Below are 21,705 nucleotides of genomic sequence, written 5' to 3'. Positions count from 1 at the left end.
GGTGAACGGCGCTCTCGCTCACACCTGGTGAGCGAGAGCGCCGTTCGTGCGTTCCGGGAAGGGTCGCGACACGCGCGTGGGCGGTCCGTCCGGGCTGCCGGGAGGGTCCGGGTACACTGAAGTTCCGTGCAGACACGCGCGACCCGTCATCTGTTCGTCACCGGCGGGGTCGCATCCTCGCTGGGTAAAGGCCTCACCGCGTCGTCCCTCGGCCAGCTGCTCACCGCGCGCGGGCTCCGGGTCACGATGCAGAAGCTCGACCCGTACCTGAACGTCGACCCCGGGACGATGAACCCGTTCCAGCACGGCGAGGTCTTCGTCACCGAGGACGGCGCCGAGACGGACCTGGACATCGGTCACTACGAGCGGTTCCTCGACCGGGACCTGCACGGCCGGGCCAACGTCACCACCGGCCAGGTGTACTCCGAGGTCATCGCCAAGGAGCGACGCGGCGAGTACCTGGGCGACACCGTCCAGGTCATCCCGCACATCACGAACGAGATCAAGGACCGCATCCTCGCGATGGCGGAGCCCGACGCCGACGGCGTCGTCCCGGACGTCGTGATCACCGAGGTCGGCGGCACCATCGGCGACATCGAGTCGCTCCCGTTCGTCGAGGCGGCCCGCCAGGTGCGCCACGAGGTCGGCCGGGACAACTGCTTCTTCCTGCACGTCTCGCTGGTGCCGTACCTGGCGCCGTCGGGCGAGCTGAAGACCAAGCCCACGCAGCACTCCGTCGCCGCGCTGCGCAACATCGGTATCCAGCCCGACGCGCTGGTCCTGCGCGCGGACCGGGAGATCCCGGACGCGATGAAGCGCAAGATCTCGCTGATGTGCGACGTCGAGGTGGACGGCGTCGCGGCCTGCCCCGACGCCCCGTCGATCTACGACATCCCGCGGGTGCTGCACCGCGAGGCGCTCGACGCGTACGTGGTGCGTCGGCTCGGACTGCCGTTCCGGGACGTCGACTGGACCGTCTGGGGCGACCTGCTCGACCGCGTGCACAACCCGGACGAGAAGGTCACGATCGCGCTGGTCGGCAAGTACGTCGACCTGCCCGACGCCTACCTCTCCGTCACCGAGGCCCTGCGCGCCGGCGGTTTCGCGCACCGCGCCAAGGTCGAGATCCGCTGGGTCGTCTCGGACGACTGTGAGACCCCGTCCGGCGCCGCGAGCGCCCTGGAGGGCGTCGACGGCGTGCTGATCCCGGGCGGGTTCGGCATCCGCGGCATCGAGGGCAAGCTCGGCGCGATCACCCACGCCCGCACCCGCGGCATCCCCACGCTGGGGCTGTGCCTGGGCCTGCAGTGCATGGTGATCGAGGCCGCGCGGAACCTGGCCGGCCTCGAGGGCGCCAGCTCCAGCGAGTTCGACCCGCGCACCCCGCACCCGGTGATCTCGACGATGGCCGAGCAGCTCGACGTCGTCGCCGGCGAGCGGGACATGGGCGGGACCATGCGGCTCGGCGCCTACCCGGCCGCGCTGGGGGAGGGCAGCGTCGTCGCGAAGGCGTACAGCAGCCGCGAGGTGTCCGAGCGGCACCGGCACCGCTACGAGGTCAACAACGGCTACCGGGACCGGCTCACCGAGGCCGGGCTGGTGTTCGGCGGCACCTCGCCGGACGGGAAGCTCGTCGAGTTCGTCGAGCTGCCCGCCGAGACGCACCCGTTCTTCGTGGGCACCCAGGCGCACCCGGAGCTGAAGAGCCGCCCGACCCGCCCGCACCCGCTGTTCGCGGCCTTCGTGAAGGCGGCCCTGCGGTACAACGCCGAGGACCGGCTCCCCGTCGAGATGCCGTCCCGGGCAAAGTCCAACGGCAAGGCGGAGCGGACCGAGCGGGCCGGGGCCGCGGCCACCGAGCCGGCCGAGGTGGGTTCGTGAGCCGGAGCACCCCCGGCACGCACGACTTCCCGATCACCGCCTCGCGGGACATCTACGAGGGCCGCGTGATGGCCGTCCGGGCGGACACCGTCCGCATGCCCGGCGGCCGGGAGGCGACCCGCGAGATCGTCGAGCACCCCGGGGCGGTCGCGATCGCCGCGGTCGACGAGCAGGACCGGCTGATGATGATCCTGCAGTACCGGCACGCCGTGCGGCGCCGGCTGTGGGAGATGCCGGCCGGGCTGCTGGACCACGCCGGCGAGGACCCGGTCGCCGCGGCCGCCCGGGAGCTCGCCGAGGAGGTCGGCCTGGCGGCCGAGCACTGGTCGGTGCTGGTCGACGCCGTGCCCTCGCCGGGCTTCTCCGAGGAGGCCATCCGGGTCTTCCTGGCCACCGGCCTGACCGAGGTCGACCGGCCCGATCTGGGCGACGACGAGGAGTCCGAGCTCGAGCTGCGCTGGATCCCGCTCGCCGAGGCGGTCGACATGGCGTTGCGCGGCGAGATCGTCAACGCCACGGCCGTCGCGGGCGTCCTCGCCCTGCAGGCCGTGCGGGACGGGCACGGTGAGCCCCGGCCGACCGACGCGCCGTGGCCGGACCGCCCGACCGCCTTCGCGAAGCGCAAGTCCTGAACCCCTGTGAGTGGCGATAGTCGCTATAGCGACTATCGCCACTCACAGGGTGATCAGCCGGCGGCGACGGCGCGCGCCATCCCGCGGCGGACGTACGGGGCGACCGGGCTCAGGCGCAGGGCGTCGGGCAGCCGCAGCACCACGTCCCGGCGCCCGGTCAGTGACAGCCGCCCGTCGCCGCGGACCGCGGCGAGGTCGAGCGCGCCGTCCCACACCTGGTAGAGCACGCCGAGCGGGGCCTCGATGACCGCGTCGACCTCGTGGCCGGGGTCGGTGAAGCACAGCGAGACGTCGTGCGGCTGGATCACGAACCAGTACCGGCGGCGCCGGCCGTCCGGCACGTGGACGTGCAGCACCGTCCGCTTCGGCCCGAAGGGCGCCGGGTCGATGCCGCCGCGGATCCACCACATGAGCGTGGTGGGGTCCAGCTCGTCCGGTCGCGGTTCCCCGAAGGCCCACCGCGCGCCCCACTCCGCGAGGCCGAAGAGCAGCGGCATCAGCTCCTCGCAGGCGGGCGTCGGGTGGTACGCGCCGTCGGCGTGCACCACGAGACCGGCGCGTTCGAGCTGGCCGAGCCGCTTCGAGAGCAGCGCCCGGGACATCCCGGGCAGCCCCCGGGCGAGCTCGTTGAACCGGGTGGCGCCGACGAGCAGGTCGCGGATCACGAGCAGGGTCCACCGGTCGCCCAGGATCTCCAGCGACCGCGTGATGGGGCAGTACTGGCCGTAGCGGGACATGGCCGCACATCCTCCTCGGCCCGGTTCATTTTCGGAACTATGCGGCAACTCGGATGCGCCGGATCCTGCCGTCATGACAACTCTCGAGCAGGTCCCCACCGGCGTCCTCACCGACTCCGACGTCCTGGCGCTCGCCGAGGCGGTCGGCCGGGCGGCCGCCCCCTTCGACGCGGCGCACGACGTCGCCGCCGATTTCGTCACCGAGGCCTACGCGGCCATGACCGAGCTCGGCTACCTGCGCCTCGGCGTCCCGGTCGAGTTCGGCGGGCTGGGCGCGACGCTGCGGCAGCTCGTGCTGGCCGAGGAGGAGCTGGGCCGGTGGTCCGGTTCGGCCGCGCTCGCCGCCGCGATGCATCTCTACCTCACCCGCATGCAGGTGTGGCGGCACCGGCGGGGGAAGCCGGACGCGGCCGGGGTGCTCCGTCGCGTCGCCGAGGAGGGCCTGGTCCTCGCCACCAGCGGCGGCTCCGACTGGGTCTGCCCGACGACGACCGCCGTCCCGGTCGAGGGCGGCTACCGGTTCGACGGTCGCAAGACCTTCTGCAGCCAGGCCCCGGTCGCAGGGGTGCTCGCCACCTCGGCGGTGCTCGGCGAACCCGGCCCCGACGCCGTCGTGCTGCACGCGGGGGTGCCGTTCTCGGCGCCGGGCGTGAGCATCGTCGAGACCTGGGACACCCTCGGCATGCGCGGTACGGCCAGCCACGACGTCGTGCTCGACGGCGTGTTCGTGCCGGAGGAGAAGGTGCTGGGCACCCGGCCGTACGGCGCGCTCGCCGGCCCACTGCTGGTCGCGGTGATCCACTTCGCCCCGATCGCCGGGGCGGCCTATCTCGGGGTGGCGCGCGGGGCGTGCGAGGAGGCGGAGCGGCTCGTCGCCGCGCGGTCCGAGGTCCCGGCCGCCGCGGTCCGGGGGATCGGGGAGATGCGCGCGATGCTGCGGGTCGCGAAGTGGGCCCTCCTCGGGTCGGTCGACGACGTCGGCGACGACCCGCCCGCCGACGACGCCACCCTCGACGCCGTCCTGACGGCCAAGCGGCACGCCGTCGTGGAGGCGCGGACGGTCGTCGACCGGGCACTGGAGGTCGCGGGCGGCCAGGCGTTCTTCCGCCGCTCGCCGCTCGAGCGGGCGTACCGGGACGTGCGGGGCGGGCCGTTCCACCCGCTCACCCCGGAGGCCACCCTCGCCCGGCTCGGCGAGGCGGCGCTGGCGGCGCGGCGGGGATGACGGGGGTCAGGGCCGGAGGGGGCGGCCCTGCGCGTCCGTGGACCGCCCGGCCAGCAGCACGATGCCGTCGACGAAGCCCCAGACGGCGCCGAGCCCGAAGGTCACGATCGTGACGATCAGCTGGGCGATCGCGATGCCGGTGTGCCCGGTGTAGAAGCGGCCGATCCCGGCGCCGCCCAGGAACAGCTGCAGCAGGCCCGCGGCGAGCTTGGACTTGTCCGAGTAGGGGGCGCCGGTGCCCGGCTCGCGGCCGTAGGGCGCGTCGGGGTGCCGCCGGGGGCGTGGTGCGGCAGTCCGGGGGCGCCGTAGGTCGGGCTGCCGTAGTGGGTGGGATGGGGAGCGGCGCCGTAGCCGGTGAACGGCTGGGGCGACTGCCCGGTGTACGGCCCGCCGGCGTACCCGGAGGGGAGGCCCGCCGGTGGGCCGTAGGCCTGCCCGTACCCGGTGTGCCCGCCGGGCTGTCCGCCCGGCCGGTTCCACAGCGCCGCGGGGTGCGGCGCGGGGAGGTCGGTGAAGAGACCGCCCAGGTCGTCGAGCGTCCGGGCGGCCCAGACCTGCGCGACCCGCTCCTCGTACTCGGCGCCGTCGAGCCGGCCGTGGGAGAAGTGCTCCGCGAGCGCCTGCGCGGCGTCCTCGCGCTCGGCGTTGCCGATCCTGACCTGCGGGGGTTCGGGGCGGGGCTCGGACTCGCTCACGGGACCGACCGTACCCCCGGGCGGGCGGCGGGCGGCGGCAACCGACTCGGCGTGGGGAGCCGGGAACGGCGCGTCCGGTCGGACCGGGCACAGCCCCGTGGGGCGCCGCCGGACGACCGGGAGAACAGCGTGACCGTCGGCATCTCTCGTGCGGCCCGGCGCGCGGTGGGTCCCGGTCCTAGGCTCGGTCCATGCGCTTCGGTCTCTTCGTTCCCCAGGGCTGGCGGCACGACCTCGTCGGCATCGACCCCGCCGAGCAGTGGGCGGTGATGAAGGGGCTCGCGGCCCACGCGGACGCGGGTCCGTGGGAGTCGATCTGGGTCTACGACCACTTCCACACGGTCCCGGCGCCGACGGACCAGGCCACGCACGAGGCGTGGACGCTGATGGCGGCGTTCGCGGCGTCGACCGAGCGGGTCCGGCTCGGCCAGATGTGCACGTGCATGGCCTACCGCAACCCCGCGTACCTGGCGAAGGTCGCCGCGACCGTCGACGTCGTGTCCGGCGGGCGGGTCGAGATGGGCATCGGCGGCGGCTGGTACGAGCACGAGTGGCGCGCCTACGGCTACGGCTTCCCGCCGCCGCGGGACCGGCTCGGCATGCTCGACGAGGGCGTGCAGATCTTCCGCCAGGCCTGGCAGAAGGGCGTCGCGACGCTCAACGGCACCCACTACCAGGTCGACGGGGCGATCTGTGAGCCCCGGCCGATCCAGGCCGGCGGCATCCCGATCTGGGTCGCGGGCGGCGGGGAGAAGGTCACCCTGCGGATCGCGGCGCGGTACGCCGACTACACCAACTTCGACGGCAGCCCGGACGGCTTCACCGCGAAGTCCGAGATCCTGGCGAAGCACTGCCGGGAGCTGGGCACCGACTTCGGGTCGATCGTGCGGACGGCGAACTACAACGTCGCCATCGGCAGCACGGAGGCCGAGGTCTCCGACCGGCTGCGGCAGGTCGTCGACCGGCTGACCCCGTACGTCGGCAAGGAGAAGGCGGAGTCGCAGCTCGGCGCGTTCCGCGGGCTGCCGGGCGTGGGCACGCCGGAGCAGATCGTGGAGAACCTGCGCGGGATGCAGGAGCGCGGGATGACCTACGGCATCTTCTACTTCCCGGAGGCCGCCTACGACCGCTCGGGCATCGAGCTGTTCGAGCGCGAGGTCATCCCGAACCTCGCCTGATCCGCGCGTTGTGGATCCGTACTGCGCGTGGGGGCGCGGCCCGAGCGCGTCGTGGATCCATAATGCGGCCCATGGGCACGCGGGTCGCGGACGGGGTCGAGGCCTTCCTGGCGCACCTCGCCGTGGAGCGCGGCAGCTCGGCCAACACGCTGCGCTCCTACACGACCGACCTCGACCGCTACGCCGCGCACCTGCAGCGCCGGGGGATCGACGACCTCGCCATGGTCGCGGAGTCGGACGTCAGCGACTTCGTCGTGGCGCTGCGCAGCGGCGAGGCGCCGCTCGCGGCGTCGTCGGCGGCCCGGGCCCTCGCGGCGGTCCGCGGGCTGCACCGGTTCGCGGCGCGGGACGGGCTGGTGCCGGTCGACGTCGCGCGCGCCGTCGCCCCGCCCGCCCTGCCCCGCCGGCTGCCCAAGGCGCTGACGATCGACCAGCTCGAGCAGCTGCTCGCGGGCTGCGTGAGCGACGGGCCGACGGGGCTGCGCGACCGCGCCCTGCTCGAGCTCCTCTACTCGACGGGCGCGCGGATCTCCGAGGCTGTCGGGCTGGACCTCGACGACCTCGACACCGACTCCCGGACGGTCCTGTTGCGCGGCAAGGGCGGCAAGCAGCGGATCGTGCCGGTGGGCCGGCCCGCGCTCGCCGCCGTCGACGCCTACCTGGTGCGGGCCCGGCCGGACCTGGTCGCCAAGGGCCGCGGCACCCCGGCCCTGCTGCTCAACGCCCGCGGCGCCCGGCTCTCCCGGCAGAGCGCCTGGCACGCCCTGCGCACCGCGGCCGACGCGGCGGGCCTCGATCCGAGGGCGATCTCGCCGCACACCCTCCGGCACTGCTTCGCCACCCATCTGATGGCCGGCGGCGCCGACGTCCGCGTCGTCCAGGAGCTGCTCGGGCACGCGTCCGTGACCACCACGCAGATCTACACCCACGTGACCGTCGACGCCCTCCGCGAGGTCTACGCGACCGCGCACCCGCGGGCCCTCGGGACCGGACGCACCGGCGGACCGGGCACCGCTAACCTCACCGGGCGATGATCGCGACACGGGTGTCCCCGCTGGTCCTGCTCCCCGCCCTCGCCGTGCTCCTCGCCGGCTGCGGCGGCGTCACCCTCACCACGGACGCGGGGTCCGACCCGGGCGGCAGCCCGGCGGAGCCCACCTCCGAACGGGGCACGGACCGGCACGACGGTGCCGTCGCCCGCGTCGAGATCCTCTCCGATGCGGGCGACGTCACCCTCCGCTCCGGGCCGGAGGGATCGGCCACCGTGGACCACGAGAGGCGATGGACCGGGCCGCAACCCGAGCTCACCCAGGAGCTTGCGGGAGACGTCCTGCGGGTCACCGCCCGCTGCCCGGAGCCGGGGGAGCGGTGCGAGACCCGGCTGACCGTCACGGTGCCGGCGGCCGCGGCGTCGAGCGTGGACCTCGGGGCGGGCGACGTCCGCGTCGAGGGCCTGACGGGTGCCCACGAGCTGCGGACCGCCGGCGGCGACGTCACCGGCTCCGGGCTGGCCGGCCCGCGGGTGTCGGCGACCAGCACGGCCGGGGACGTCACGCTGGTCTTCGTCGCCCCGCCCGCCGCCGTCGTCGCGGAGTCGACGGCCGGGGACGTCGCGGTGGTCGTCCCGATCGGTCCGGTGTACCGCGTCGACGCCGGGACGACCGTCGGCTCGGTCGAGGTCGGCGTCGCGGACGACCCGGGTGCCGACGCGACGATCTCGGCGCACAGCACCGCAGGAGACGTCCGCGTGACGCACGGGTAGGCGCGCGGCTGACCAGCACGAACCCTTGCGTCGCGGCCTCGGGCCCTGCTGGCAACGCCGAGATCGTTCAAATCTCAACGTAGTGGATCTGTCGCGCTCTGTTGTCTTCCTCACCCGAACGGCCGTGGTCCCGCGCTTGCATACGGCCCTGCCGCCTGGTTGGTTAAGTAAGCCTAACCGCGTGTGAACGCAGGCTTCCCGGTCGTGCACCGGGGGTCGTCGGCGGGCCCCGTGGCTGCCCCCTGCGCGCGTGACGGCCCGATGAACTCGACGAGAGGCGGTGTCACGAGTGAGCGTGCCCCCCGCACTCGGTACCCGTACCGGCGCGACGCTCGCCCTGTCGGCCGCGCAGCTCGGGGTGTGGAACGCCCAGCGGCTGGATCCGGAGTCGCGCAGCTACCTGGTCGGCGAGGTCCTCGAGATCTCCGCCGGCGAGGGTGGTGACCCGATCGACGTCGCGGCACTCGGTGACGCCGTGCGCGCGACGATCGACGAGGCCGAGACCCTGCGCCTGCGCCTGCACGACACTCCGGACGGTCCACGCCAGACGGTGTCCGACGAGCCCGCCGCGCGGCCCCGCGTCGTCGACCTGCGCGGGGAGCGCAATCCGGTCGCGGTGGCCCACGCGCTGGTCGACGCCGAGCGCTCGCGCGCCGCCGAGGCCTGCCGGGGCATGGTGGACCGTCCCCTCTACACCTACACGTTGGTGCGGCTGTCCGACCAGGACGTCTGGTGCATCCAGCTGTACCACCACCTGATCGTCGACGGCTACAGCGCGGCGATGCTCTCCCGCCGGGTCGCGGCCCACTACACCGCGCGGGTCCGCGGCACCGAGCCGCCGAAGGCGACCTTCGGCGCGATCGCCGACCTGATCGCGAAGGACCGCGAGTACGAGGCGAGCGAGCGGTTCACCCGGGACCGCGAGTTCTGGCGCGACCTGCTCACCCCGCTGCCCGAGCTCGGCGGCCGCCGCGACGCGCCCGAGGGCCCCGCGGACCGCACGCTGCACGCGCGGGCCTTCGTCTCCGGCGGGACGCTCGACCGGCTCGAGGCACTGGCCGACGACACCGGCACCACCTGGGCCGAGGCGCTCATCGCCTGCTACGCGGGTTTCCTGCACCGGCTGCGCGGCGAGTCCGACCTGGTCGTCGCGCTGCCGATGATGGCGCGCACCGGCGCCGCGGCGCTGCGGGCACCGGCGATGGCGGTCAACGTCCTGCCGCTGCGGGTGACCGTGCGCGGCGGCGACCGGCTCGGCGACCTCGCCCAGCAGGTGGGCCGCGCGATGCTCGGCATGCGGGCCCACCAGCGCTACCGCGGCGAGAACCTGCCGCGCGACCTCGGCGTCCCCGGCGCGGGCGCGCTGCTGCACGGCATCGGGATCAACGTCAAGGCCTTCGACCTCACGCTGGACTTCGCCGGCGCGGTCGGCATCCTGCGCAACGTCGCCGGCGGACCGCCGGAGGACCTCGGCCTGACCGTCACCCCGCAGCGCGACGGCGGGCTGATGCTCGGCTTCGAGGTCGACGCGCGGACCACCTCGCAGGCCACCGTCGACCGGCGGATGGCCGCCCTCGTGCGGATGATCGAGGGTTTGACCGGGGCGGACGACCCGGCCGTCGGGCAGGTGGACCTGCTCGGCCCGGAGGAGCGGGCCCGGCTGCTCGCCGAGCGCACGCCCGCCGCGCTGCCCGGCACCCCGGAGCTCGTCCCGGCCGTCCTCGACCGCCTCGCCGCCACCCGGCCCGACGCCACCGCGCTGGTCCACGACGCCGAGCAGCTCACGTTCGCCGATCTCGCCGGCCGGGTGCACCGGCTCGCGCGGGCGCTGCGGCACAGGGGGATCGGGCCCGACGACGTCGTCGCGCTGGCCCAGCCCCGCTCGGTCGAACTCGTCGTCGCGCTGCTCGCGGTGCTCGACGCCGGCGCCGCCTACACCGTCCTCGACCTCGACCATCCGGCGGCGCGACTGCGCACGCTGCTCGACGACACCCGGCCCGCGCTCGTCCTCGGATCCGGCGTGCCCGAGGCCGTCACCCTCGAGACCGAGGGCCTGCCCTACGGGCCGTTGACCGAGGCCGAGCTGGCGGCCCCGCGGCACCCCGAGCACCTCGCCTACGTGATCCACACCTCCGGGTCCACCGGCACGCCCAAGGGCGTCCTGGTCCGGCACGCGGGTCTGGCGGCGCTGCTGCACCACCACCGCACCACGCTCTACGCCGCGGCGGAGCAGCGGGCCGGGCGGCGGCTGCGGACCGCGCACACCGCCTCCTTCGCCTTCGACGCGTCGCTCGACCAGCTCATCTGGCTGCTGTGCGGGCACGAGATGCACCTCTACGCCGGCGACCTGGTCAAGGACGCCGCCGGGCTGGTCGCGGCGTTCGCCCGGGACGGCATCGACTGCGTGGACCTGACCCCGTCGATGGCCGCGGCGCTCGTCGAGCACGGGCTGCTCGACGGCCCGCACCGGCCCGTCCAGCTCGTGCTGGGCGGCGAGGCGGCCCCTGCCGCGCTCTGGGAGAGGATCACTCGCTCCGGGGTGGTGGCGCACAACCTGTACGGGCCCACCGAGACCACCGTCGACGCCACCGCCGCACCGGTCGAGGGCGCCACCCCGACCATCGGGCTGCCGCTTGCCGGCACCCGCGCCTACCTGCTCGACGCCGCGCTGGCCCCGGTCCGGGACGGCGAGCGGGGCGAGCTCTACCTGGCCGGCCCGCACCTGGCCCGCGGCTACCTCGGCCGGCCGGGCGCCACCGCCGAGCGCTTCCTGCCCGACCCGTTCGGTGCCCCCGGCGACCGCATGTACCGCACCGGCGACGTCGCGGTGTGGACCCCGGGCCGTGGGCTAGAGTTCGCCGGCCGCGCGGACGGCCAGGTCAAGATCCGCGGGTTCCGGGTGGAGCTCGGCGAGGTCGAGTCCGCGCTGAGCGAGGCCGAGGGCGTCACCGCCGCGGCGGCCGTGGTCCGCACGGACGGCGGCCGCCCGATGCTGGTCGGGTACGTGACCGGTGCGGTCGAACCGGACCGGGTGCGGTCGGCGCTGGCCGCGCGGCTTCCGGAGCACCTGGTGCCCGCGGCCGTCGTGGTGCTCGACGCGCTGCCGGTCACGGTGAGCGGCAAGCTGGACCGCGCCGCCCTCCCCGCACCCCGGCTCACCGGCTCCGGCCGGACCCCGGCCACGGTGCACGAGCGTGTGCTGTGCGAGGTCGTCGGCGAGGTGCTCGGGCAGGAGGGCGTCGGACCCGACGACGACTTCTTCGGTCTCGGCGGGGACAGCATCACCGCCATCGGCGTGAGCAGCCGGGCCCGCGCCCGCGGCCTGGACCTGCGTCCGAAGGACCTGTTGTCCCGCCGCGACCTCGGTGCCCTGGCCGCGGAGGTGCGCGAGGTCGAGACCGGCCGCCCCGCCGCCCCGGACGTGGCGACGGGCTCGGCGCCGGCCACCCCGATCGTCCGCGCACTGGTGGACCCGAACCCCGCCGCCGAGGCAATCGCGGGCTACGCGCAGTGGACCGCGGTGCAGGTCGACGAGCCGATCGAGCTCGCCGACCTCGTGGCCGGTGTCCAGGCCGTCGTCGACCGGCACGACGCCCTGCGGATCGTGCTGCGCGGCAGCGGTTCCGACGCCGAGCTGATCGTCCGGGACGGCGGTGCCCTGCGGGCGCCGGAGATCGTGCACGAGGGCTTCGGCGAGCCCGCGGACGTCGCCGCGCGGGAGGCCGCCCTGCTCGATCCGCGGGCGGGGGAGACCCTGCGCGTGGTGCTGCTGCGCCGCTCCTGCTCGGGGCCGGACGAGCTCGTGGTCGTGGCGCACCACCTCGTCGTCGACGGGGTGTCGTGGCGGGTGCTGCTGCCGGACCTGCAGGAGGCCTGCACCGCCGCCCGCGAGCGCCGCGGCCCCCGGTTCGCACCGCGCGGCGGCTCGTGGCGGCGGCACGCGCTCGCGCTCGCCGAGGAGGGCGTGTCCGGGGCGCGCCGCGCCGAGCTCGAGCACTGGCGTTCCGCGCTGGCCGCGGTCGCGCCGCTCGGCGAGCGGCACGTCGGCCCGGCGGACACCGTCGCCACCGCGGCCCGCACCCGCACGACCCACGCGCCCGAGGTCGCCGACGCCCTGCTCACCGTGCTCCCGGAGAAGTACCGGGCCGGCGCGGAGGACGTGCTGCTCGCTGCGCTCGTGCTCGCCGTCCGCTCGTGGCGCGGTCCGGCCGAGGCCCGGGCGGTCTCGCTGGAGCGGCACGGCCGCGAGTACGGCGACCTGGACCTGGCCGGCACCGTCGGCTGGTTCACCAGCGAGTTCCCGGTCCGGGTGCCCGACGGGCTCACCGACGCCGACCTCGACGACGCCCTCGCGGGTGGCCCGGCTGCCGGGCGGCTGCTGCGCGCGGCGAAGGAGGCCCTGCGCGCGGTGCCGGGGGAGGGCGCCGGGTTCGGGGTGCTCCGCTACCTCGACCCCGAGACCGCGCCGGAGCTCGGCGCGGCGCCCACACCCGCGCTGCTGCTCAACTACCTGGGCCGGTTCGCCGCGCTCCCGGGGTGGCGGCTGCCCGCCGAGGACCCGTTCGCCGTCGTCGAGCCGGCGGGCAAGCAGCTGGCGGAGACGTTGGCGCTCAACGTCTTCGTGCACGCGGACGGCGGGCTCGCGGTCGAGTGGAGCGCCGCGTCCGCGGTGCTCGGCCCGGGCGACGTCGAGGCGCTGCAGGAGCACTGGGACCTGGCGCTGGAGGCGCTCGCCGCGCACGCCGCGCTCGCGGAAGGCGGCCTCACCCCGTCGGACTGCCCCGGCACGGGCGTCGACCAGGCGGGCATCGACGCGTTGGAGGCCGAGCACGGCTCGCTCGCCGAGCTGCTCCCGCTGTCCCCGCTGCAGGAGGGGCTGCTGTTCCACGCCGTCCGCGACGGTGCCCGGGACGTCTACACCCTCACCGCCCGCTTCGACCTCGCCGGCCCGCTCGGGGCCGACCGGCTCCGCGGCGCCGTCGAGGGGCTGCTCGCGCGGCACCACAACCTGCGGGCCGCGTTCCACTTCGAGGAGCTCGACCGCCCGGTGCAGGCGATCCCGCGCACGGTGTCGCTGCCGTGGCGCGAGGTCGACCTGACCGCGCTGCCGGAGCGCGCGGCCGCCCGGGCCGCGGACCGGCTCGAGGACGACGCCGCCACGCACGTGTTCGACGTGCGCGTCCCGCCGCTGCTGCGCGGCCTGCTGATCCGCCTGCCGGGCGAGCGGCACCGCCTGGTGCTCAACGCCCACCACCTGCTCACGGACGGCTGGTCCACGCCGATCGTGCTGCGCGACCTGCTCGAGCTCTACCACCGCGGCGCCGACCACCTGCCGGCCCCGGCGCCCTACCGGACCTACCTCGCCTGGCTCGCGGGCCGGGACCGGGCGGCGCAGCAGGCCGCCTGGGCGGACCGGCTCGACGGGCTGGGCGCGCCGACGCTCGTGGCCACCGGTGCGCCGTCGGAGGAGCGCCTGCGCCTTGCCGTGCCGCTCGACGCGGAGACCGCCGTCGCGCTGTCCACACTCGGCCGTGAGCGCGGGCTCACCGTGAACACGCTGGTGCAGGGCTCGTGGGCGGCCGTGCTGGCCGAGACCACCGGGCTCGACGACGTCGTGTTCGGTGCGACCGTGTCCGGCCGGCCCGCGGACCTGCCGGGGGTCGAGGGCATGGTCGGCCTGTTCAGCAACACCGTCCCCGGGCGGCTCGCGCTGCGTCCGGACCGGTCGCTGCTGGCGCAGTTCACCGAGCTGCAGACGGCCCAGTTCGCGATGCAGGAGGTCGAGCACGCGAGCCTCGCCGAGATCGAGCGCGCCGCGGGCCGCGGACAGCTGTTCGACACCCTCGTGGTGTTCGAGAACTTCCCGGCGGGCCCGGCGCGCGCCGCGGACGACCCGCTGCGGGTCGAGGGCGTCGCCCACCGCGGGGTCACGCACTACCCGCTGACGCTGCTGGCCCCGCCGACGGCCCCCGGCGCCGGCCTGGAGCTGGTCCTCGACCACGACCCGGGTGCGGTGCCCGCCGACCGGGCGGAGCGGATGGCCACCCGGCTCGCCGAGGTCCTGTCCGGGCTGCTCACCGGCCCGGAGCGAACCGCCGCCGAGATGCTGCGTTATGGAACCACAATGCGTTCCGAACCCGGGCCCGAATCGCGTTATGGAACCATAATGCGCGCAGAACCTGGGCCCGAATCGCGTTATGGAACCACAATGCCTGCAGAACCCGGGTCTGAATCGCGTTATGGAACCATAATGCACCCAGAAGCGGTGGTGCTCACCGCCATCCGCGAGGCCGCGGCGGCGGTCCTGGAGGTGCCCGGGGTGGGCGCCGACGAGGACTTCTTCGCCCTCGGCGGGCATTCGCTCACCGCGATGCGGCTGGTCGGGAGGCTCCGCCGAACCGGGGTCCGGCTGACCGTGCCCCAGGTGTTCGAGGCGCCGACGCCGCGGGCCCTGGCCGGGCTCGCGGAGGTCGACGAGGAGCGGCTGGCGGTTGCGGAGACCCGCGCCGACGCCCCGAGCGCCGTCGTGCCCGTGAACGCGACGCGTCCGGTCCGGGCCGAGCGGGGTCGTCCGGAGATCGACCCGCACGCCGTCCCGCTCTCGCCCGCGCAGGAGCGGCTCTGGTTCCTGCAGCAGCTGGAGGGCCCCTCCACCACCTACGACGTCCCGGTGGTGGCGCGGATCCACGGCTCGCTGGACGTCGCGGCCTTGGCCGCCGCCTGGGCGGACGTCCAGCACCGGCACCCGATCCTGCGCACGGTCTACCCGGCCGACGCCGAGGGTGCGGCCACGACCCGCGTGCTCGACGAGCCCGCTGCGCCGGCGGTCCGCACCGTCGACGCCGGCGCAGACAGAACCGCGGTCGAGGCCGAGATCGCGGCCTGCCAGGCCAGGCCGGTCGACCTCACGACGGACGTCCCCGCCCGGGCGACGTTGCTCGTCGTCGGGCCGGAGGAGCACGTCCTGGTGCTGGTGGTGCACCACATCGCGATCGACGAGGGCTCGATCCGCCCGCTGCTCGCCGACCTCGACCGCGCCTATACCGCGCGGAAGGCCGGTGTCGCGCCGGAGTTCGGCCCGGCCGGTCCGGCGTACGCCGACCACGCCCGTCGGGAGCGCCGGCTCCTCGCCGAGGACGCGCTCGCCGAGCAGACCGCGTACTGGCGGGAGCGGCTGGCCGGGTTGCCGGTCGAGCTCGACCTCCCGTTCGACCACCCGCGTCCGACCCGCACCGCGCACCGCGGCCGCACCCTGCTCCGTCCGCTCCCCGCCCACGTCCGCGCCGCGATCACCCGGGTCTGCGCCGAGCAGCACGTCACGCCGCTGGTGGTGCTGCAGGCCGCCGTCGCCCTGACCTGGAACCTGCTGGGCGCGGGCCGGGACGTCCCGCTCGGGTCCACGGTCGCGCGCCGCGGCCTCGAGTCCGGCCTGCCGAACGAGCACGACTTCACCTACACCGTCGGGTACTTCGTGAACACCCTGGTGGTGCGCTGCGACCTGTCCGGCAGGCCGTCGTTCGCCGAGCTGCTGGACCGCGTCCGGGACACCTCCCTCGAGGCGCTGGCCCACCAGGACCTGCCCTTCGAGCGGCTGGTCGAGCTGCTCGCCCCGCCGCGCAGCACGGCCCGGCACCCGCTGTTCCAGACGGCCGTCGCGCACGAGGGCCGGGTCGCACCGAGCCCGCTCGGCGACCTCGTGCTGGAGCCGGTCGACCCGGTCCGCGAGGACGCGCGGTTCGACGTCGCGATCTGGCTGGTCGACGACGAGCACGCGTCCGACGAGGGCGCCGCGCTGCGCCTGGTCGCCGACGCGGAGCTGTTCGAGGCGCCGACGGTCGGCTTCCTGCTCGACGCGCTCGTCCACGTCCTCGAGCAGGGCCTGGCCGCGCCGACGGCGCCGATCGGCACGCTCACGTTGCCGCGCACGGGGATCGCCGACCCGCCCCGGCGCACGGAGGTGCCCACGGGCGTCGCAGCCGGGTTCGCGGCGCAGGTCCGCCGGACGCCGGAGGCGCCCGCGCTGGTCGCCGCCGGTCGCACGCTGACCTACCGCGAGCTGGCCGCCCGCGTCGATGCGCTCGCCGCCCGGCTGCACGCCGCCGGCGCCGGACCCGAGACCGTGGTCGCGGTGGCGCTGCCGCGCTCGGCCGAGCTCGTCGTCGGGCTGCTGGCGGTCCTACGGACGGGGGCGGCGTACCTCCCGCTCGACGTCGACTACCCGGCCGAGCGGCTGGAGTACATGATCGACGACGCCCGTCCGGTCGCCACGCTGACGAGCGCCGATGTCGCGGACCGGTTGCCGCGCAACGCCCCCGCCGCGATCCGGGCGGACGAGGCGGACGGGGCCGCACCCGAGGCCGGGGAGCTCCCGGAGCCGCCCGCCCCGGGGGACCACCTCGCCTACGTCATCCACACCTCCGGGTCGACCGGGCGTCCCAAGGGCGTCATGGTGACCACGGCCAACCTCGCGGCGTTCGTGGAGACCGTGGTCGGCGAGGGTTGGGTCCGTCCCGGCGACCGGCTGGTCGCCGTGACCACCGTGTCGTTCGACATCGCCGTGCTGGAGCTGTTCGCGCCGCTCGTCGCCGGCGCGACCGTCGTGCTGGCGGACCGGGCCACCGTGCTCGACCCGGACGCCCTGCATGCCCTCGTCCGCACCGAGCGCGCCACCGTCGTGCAGGCGACGCCGTCCCTGTGGCGGGCGCTGACCGAGCACGAGGACGCCCCGCAGCTCGCCGGGGTCCGGGCCCTGGTGGGCGGCGAGGCGCTGCCCGCCGACCTCGCGGCCGACCTCACCGCGCGGTGCGCCTCGGTCCGCAACGTCTACGGCCCCACCGAGGCCACGGTCTGGGCCACCTGCGCCGACCTCGCCGCGGGCGACCCGGTCACGATCGGCGCGCCCTGGACGGACGTCCACGTGCGGATCCTCGACGACGACCTGCGCGCGGTGCCGGACGGCGTCGCCGGCGAGCTGTACGTCGGCGGCGCCCAGGTGGTCCGCGGGTACCTCGGCCGCCCCGGGATGACCGCGGCACGGTTCGTCGCCGCGCCCGGCGGCGAGCGTCTCTACCGGACCGGCGACCTCGTGCGCCGCCGGGCCGGGCGGATCGAGTTCCTCCGCCGGGTCGACGACCAGGTGAAGGTCCGCGGATTCCGGATCGAGCTCGGCGAGGTGGAGGGCGCGCTCGCGGCCGTCGACGGGGTGGCGCGGGCCGCCGCCGTCGTCCGCGCGGACGGGGCCGGGACGGGCCGCCTGCTGGGGTACGTGGTCCCGGAGGCGGGGCGGGCGGTCGACCCCGCCGAGGTCCGCGCCGGGGCCGCGCGGCTGCTGCCGGACTACATGGTCCCGCAGGTCGTCACGGTGCTCGACGCGCTGCCGCTGACCCTCAACGGCAAGGTCGACCGCAAGGCGCTGCCCGGGCCGGCGGTGGCCTCGGCCGGCCGCGCGCCACGCACCGAGGCCGAGCGCGTGCTGTGCGCGCTCGTCACCGAGGTCCTCGGCGTGCCCTCCGCGGGCCCCGACGACACGTTCTTCGGCCTGGGCGGCGACAGCATCAGCACCGTCCGGCTGGCGTCCGCGGCCCGCGCCCGAGGCCTCGGCCTCACGGTCGCGGACGTCTTCGCCACGGACACGCTCGCCGATCTGGCCAGGTCAGCGGGGGTCGTGAGCGCCGACAGCCCCTCTAGGGGCAGTCGCCACTCACGGGAGTGGGGGGAGCTGCCGCTGGGGCCGCTGCAGGAGGGCATGTACTTCCAGTCGACGCTCGACGCGTCGGGCACGGACGTCTACCTGGTGCAGCAGCGGTTCGACTTCGCGCGCACCCCGGACGTGCCGCGCTTGCGGGCGGCGGGCGACGCGCTGCTGCGGCGCTACCCCAACCTGCGCGCCGGCTTCACGCACGCCGGGCGGACCGAGCCGGTCCAGGTCGTCGGGCCCGAGGTGCCGATGCCCTTCCGCGAGGTCCACCTGGCATACGAGGCCGAACTCGAGGGCCTCGACGAGCGCGAGTTCGCCGCGGGCTTCGACCTGGCCGCGCCGCCGCTGGTCCGGATGCTGCTGGTGCACCTGCCCGGCGGGCGCGCGCGGCTGGTGTTCACCCAGCACCACCTGCTGGTCGACGCCTGGTCGATCACCGTGCTGCTGGGCGAGCTGTTCGCCCTCTACGAGGGCCGCGAGCTGCCCGAGCCCGCGGACTTCCGGGACTACCTGGACTGGGCCTCGGCCGCGGACCGGCCGGCGGCGGAGGAGGCGTGGCGGGCCTACCTCGCCGGTCTCGCGCAGCCGACCCTGGTCGCGGGCGAGCGACGGGCCGCCGCCGTGGAGCGTGCTCCGCTCCCGGTCCGTCGCCACGTCGAGATCGACGCGGAGACCACCGCGGCGCTGTGGGACCTGGCCGCGCGGCTCGGCGTGACCCGCTCGACGGTGATCGCGACCGCCTGGGGCCTGGCGCTGCGCGGCGCCACCGGCGTCGACGACGTCGTGTTCGGGGCGACCGTGTCCGGGCGACCGGCCGAGGTCGACGACGCGGACCGGATGGTCGGGCTGCTGCTCAACACCGTGCCCGTCCGGCTGACCGTGAAGCCCGGCGAGCGGGTCGCCGACCTGCTGCGGCGGGTGTTCGCCGACGCCGGCCGGCTCACCGCCCACCACCACCTGGGCCTGGGCCGGCTGCAGCGGGCCGCGGGCCACCCGACGCTCTTCGACACGCTCTACGTCTTCCGCAACGCCCCGCGGAACTCCGCGCAGCGCCGCGAGGTGCTGGAGCGGCACGGGATCAGCACGGTGGAGGCCGTCGACGGCACCCACTACGCGCTGACCCTCGACGTCGACCCGGCCGGCGGCGACGGCGAGGCGCTGGCGATCGCGATCGAGTCCCGCCCGGACCTCGTGCCCGACGCCGACGTGGCAGCCCACCTGGACCGGCTGGTCGCCGTCCTCCGCGCGCTGACGGACCCGGAGGCGCGCGTCGCCGACACGGCGGTCCCGCCCGCGGGCACGCCGGTCGAGTTCGCGCCGCCGCGGGTGGCCGTGCCGGAGCCGGGGGAGCCGGGCGGCAGCGTCGACGCGCTGCTCCGCGAGCGGGCCGCCGCGACCCCGGACGCCACGGCGCTCGTGTTCGGCGACACCCGGCACACCGCGCGGGAGATGGACGAGCGGGTCACCCGGCTCGCCCGGGTCCTCGCCGACCGCGGGGCCGGCCCGGGGGAGACCGTCGCGCTCGCCCTGCCGCGCACCGCCGACCACGTCGTCGCGATCTTCGCGGTGATGCGGACCGGGGCGGCGTACCTGCCGCTCAACCTGGCCGACCCGGCCGCGCGCCGGGCCGAGCTGGTGGCCGACGCCGGCGCCGCGCTCGTCGTCACGACGCGGGCGGGGAGCGGGACCGCGGGGGTGCCCGAGGTCCTGCTGGAGGAGGTCGCCGCCGTCCTCGACGGCGCGCTCCCGGCCCCGGACCGCGAGGTCCCCGGGCCGACCCACCCCGACCAGCCCGCGTACGTGATCTACACGTCCGGCTCGACGGGCCGGCCGAAGGGCGTCGTCGTGGGTCACCGCGGGCTCACCGCGATGTACCACAACCACGTCGCCGAGATCTTCGCCCCCACGGCCAGGGGCCGGGGTCGCCTACGGATCGCCCACACCGTGTCGTTCTCCTTCGACATGTCCTGGGAGGAGCTGTTCTGGCTGCTCGCGGGACACGAGGTGCACGTGATCGACGAGCGGGCGCGGCTCGATCCCGCCTCGCTCGTGCGGCACTACCGCGAGGTCGGCATCGACGTGGTCAACGTGACCCCGTCCTACGCCCGCGAGCTCCTCGCCGGCGGCCTGCTCGACGGCGAGCGGCATCCCGCCCTCGTCATGCTCGGCGGGGAGGCGGTGCCGCCGGAGCTGTGGACGCGGTTGCGGGAGCAGGAGGGCGTCGACGGCTACGACCTCTACGGCCCCACCGAGTTCACGATCAACGCCATGGGCTCGCCGGTGCAGGGCAGCGCGACGCCGTGCCTGGGCCGCCCGGTCCGCAACGCCTGCGCCCGCGTTCTGGACAGCGGGCTGCGCGAGGTGCCGGTCGGCGGGGTCGGCGAGCTGTACATGTCCGGCGACGGCATCGCGCACGGCTACCTCGGCCGGCCCGGGCTCACCGCCGCGTCCTTCGTGGCGGACCCCTCCGGGAGCGGCACGCGGATGTACCGCACCGGCGACCTGGTGCGCCGACGCCCCGACGGGGAGCTGCAGTACCTCGGCCGCACGGACGGCCAGGTCAAGGTCCGCGGTTTCCGGATCGAGCTCGGCGAGGTCGAGGCCGCGCTGGCCCGGTGCGAGGGCGTGACCCGGGCCGCGGCCGCGGTGAAGAACGGCCGCCTGGTCGGGTACGTGATCGGCGAGGCCGGCGTCGATCAGGGGGTCGACCTCCGGGCCGCTCTGCGGGAGACCCTGCCCGGCCACCTCGTGCCGGCCGACGTCGTGTCGGTCGCGTCGATGCCGTTGACGCCCAACGGGAAGCTCGACCGCGCGGCCCTGCCGGCACCGCCGCCCCGGGCCGCCGCCCGCGCGCCGAAGGACGACCGCGAGCGGGCGCTGTGCCGGCTCGTCGGCGAGGTCCTGGGCCTGGGCGGTGCGGACGCGGCCGACACGGTCGATCCCGAGGAGTCCTTCTTCGACCTCGGCGGCGACTCGCTCACCGCGATGCGGCTGGCCGGCGCGATCGAGCGGGACCTGGGCGAGCCGGTCGGGGTCGGAGCGCTGATGGCCCACCCGACGGTCGCGGAGCTCGCGGCCCTGCTGGGCGCCGGCACCGACGCACCGCGGGGCCGGGAGCACGTCCTCACCCTGCGGTCCGGCGGCGACCGGGAACCGCTCTTCTGCGTCCACCCGGCCGGCGGGTTCGCCTGGCCCTTCGCCGGCCTCGTCCCGCACCTGCCGGGGGACCGGCCGGTGCTGGGCCTGCAGCTGCCGAGCCTGTCCGGTGCCGAGCTCCGCGAAGGGACGGTCGACGAGCTGGCCTCCCGGTACGTCGCCACGGTCCGGAGGATCCAGCCGTCCGGCCCCTACCACCTGCTCGGCTACTCGTTCGGCGGCGCCGTCGCCCACGCGATGGCCGCGCAGCTGGCGGCCGCGGGGGAGCGGGTGGCCTTCACCGGGCTGCTCGACAGCCGCCCGCCGGGCCCGGCGTACGCCGACGACCCGGGGCCGGAGGCCGAGCTGCCCGCCGAGGCCGCGGAGGACCTCCGGTCTGCGGTCCGCGCGGCCACCACGACCTGCCTGCGCCTCGGCGCGGCGTCCCTACCGGCGCGCTACGGCGGCCCGGTCACCCTCGTCGAGGCCACCGGAGCAGCCGGGGCCGTGGCGACCACCGATCCCGCGATCCCGGGTCCGCTCGCCGCGGCATGGCGGGGCGTGCCCGGCGGCGGCGCACTCACCGTGCACCCGGTCCCGCTGGACCACGCCGGGCTGGTGTCCCCGGCGGGATGGGCCCGCGTCGGGCCCCTGATCGCGGCCGCGCAGTCGTCACCCGACGACGGCACGGCCGGCGACACCGCGTCGCCCACCCGGGTCGGCGCCGATCCGGCGACCCCCGGGTCGCCCTGATGAGAGGACC

At 75.7% G+C, this 21,705-nt stretch carries 10 protein-coding genes; 7 read left to right on the top strand and 3 right to left on the bottom strand.

The genetic code is table 11. From position 1 onward, the window contains the following. The first annotated feature begins 126 nt into the window (after positions 1-126). Together pyrG and PKE99_RS25365 are read left to right on the top strand one after the other, a co-directional pair. On the top strand, positions 127-1,881 hold the full coding sequence (gene pyrG, locus PKE99_RS25370) for a CTP synthase (RefSeq protein WP_081923591.1): 1,755 nt from the start codon (positions 127-129) through the stop codon (positions 1,879-1,881). Beyond that, positions 1,878-2,513, top strand: a complete 636-nt coding sequence (locus tag PKE99_RS25365; protein ID WP_037038502.1) for an NUDIX domain-containing protein — start codon at positions 1,878-1,880, stop codon at positions 2,511-2,513. The genes pyrG and PKE99_RS25365 overlap by 4 nt, the downstream gene beginning before the upstream one ends. 53 nt (positions 2,514-2,566) lie before the next feature. Here PKE99_RS25365 and PKE99_RS25360 read toward each other — a convergent pair whose 3' ends face one another. Next, the gene (locus PKE99_RS25360) at positions 2,567-3,250 is read right to left on the bottom strand and encodes a winged helix-turn-helix transcriptional regulator (RefSeq protein WP_037038503.1); all 684 of its coding nucleotides are present in this window, start codon (positions 3,248-3,250) and stop codon (positions 2,567-2,569) included. Between the two features lie 73 nt (positions 3,251-3,323). On the opposite strand from PKE99_RS25360, the gene PKE99_RS25355 reads away from it, so the two are divergent. Further along, positions 3,324-4,475, top strand: a complete 1,152-nt coding sequence (locus PKE99_RS25355) for an acyl-CoA dehydrogenase family protein (RefSeq protein WP_037038504.1) — start codon at positions 3,324-3,326, stop codon at positions 4,473-4,475. A 6-nt stretch (positions 4,476-4,481) separates the two neighbouring features. On the opposite strand, the gene PKE99_RS25350 is transcribed toward PKE99_RS25355, so the two are convergent. Both PKE99_RS25350 and PKE99_RS25345 read right to left on the bottom strand, forming a co-directional pair. Next, entirely contained in the window at positions 4,482-4,640 is a 159-nt protein-coding gene (locus PKE99_RS25350; protein WP_232873343.1) for a TM2 domain-containing protein, read from the bottom strand. Continuing rightward, entirely contained in the window at positions 4,592-5,170 is a 579-nt protein-coding gene (locus PKE99_RS25345; RefSeq protein ID WP_269322894.1) for a DUF1707 SHOCT-like domain-containing protein, read from the bottom strand. The genes PKE99_RS25350 and PKE99_RS25345 overlap by 49 nt, the downstream gene beginning before the upstream one ends. Positions 5,171-5,361: 191 nt before the next feature. On the opposite strand from PKE99_RS25345, the gene PKE99_RS25340 reads away from it, so the two are divergent. The 4 genes from PKE99_RS25340 (at position 5,362) to PKE99_RS25325 (ending at position 21,695) form a co-directional block, all read left to right on the top strand. Continuing rightward, the gene (locus tag PKE99_RS25340; RefSeq protein ID WP_037038505.1) at positions 5,362-6,348 is read left to right on the top strand and encodes an LLM class F420-dependent oxidoreductase; all 987 of its coding nucleotides are present in this window, start codon (positions 5,362-5,364) and stop codon (positions 6,346-6,348) included. Positions 6,349-6,419: 71 nt separating this feature from the next. Further along, on the top strand, positions 6,420-7,382 hold the full coding sequence (xerD, locus tag PKE99_RS25335; protein WP_197040372.1) for a site-specific tyrosine recombinase XerD: 963 nt from the start codon (positions 6,420-6,422) through the stop codon (positions 7,380-7,382). Further along, positions 7,379-8,110, top strand: coding sequence for a DUF4097 family beta strand repeat-containing protein (locus tag PKE99_RS25330; protein ID WP_037038507.1), 732 nt, complete (start codon positions 7,379-7,381; stop codon positions 8,108-8,110). Before xerD ends, PKE99_RS25330 begins: the two co-directional genes overlap by 4 nt. Positions 8,111-8,399: 289 nt before the next feature. Then, the gene (locus PKE99_RS25325; RefSeq protein WP_063739597.1) at positions 8,400-21,695 is read left to right on the top strand and encodes a non-ribosomal peptide synthetase; all 13,296 of its coding nucleotides are present in this window, start codon (positions 8,400-8,402) and stop codon (positions 21,693-21,695) included. Positions 21,696-21,705 lie beyond the last annotated feature (10 nt).

The sequence above is a fragment of the Pseudonocardia halophobica genome, assembly GCF_027922425.1.
In the GTDB taxonomy this organism is placed as follows: Bacteria; Actinomycetota; Actinomycetes; order Mycobacteriales; family Pseudonocardiaceae; genus Pseudonocardia; species Pseudonocardia halophobica.
The sequence above is the reverse complement of the archived record's forward strand: the minus strand, read 5'-3'. Positions and strand labels throughout refer to the sequence as shown.

Bases quoted from the DNA above. Each gene is read 5' to 3' on its own strand.
- PKE99_RS25360 (WP_037038503.1), bottom strand. From the start codon at position 3,250: ATGTCCCGCTACGGCCAGTACTGCCCCATCACGCGGTCGCTGGAGATC.
- PKE99_RS25355 (WP_037038504.1), top strand. From the start codon at position 3,324: ATGACAACTCTCGAGCAGGTCCCCACCGGCGTCCTCACCGACTCCGAC.
- PKE99_RS25340 (WP_037038505.1), top strand. From the start codon at position 5,362: ATGCGCTTCGGTCTCTTCGTTCCCCAGGGCTGGCGGCACGACCTCGTC.
- xerD (WP_197040372.1), top strand. From the start codon at position 6,420: ATGGGCACGCGGGTCGCGGACGGGGTCGAGGCCTTCCTGGCGCACCTC.
- PKE99_RS25330 (WP_037038507.1), top strand. From the start codon at position 7,379: ATGATCGCGACACGGGTGTCCCCGCTGGTCCTGCTCCCCGCCCTCGCC.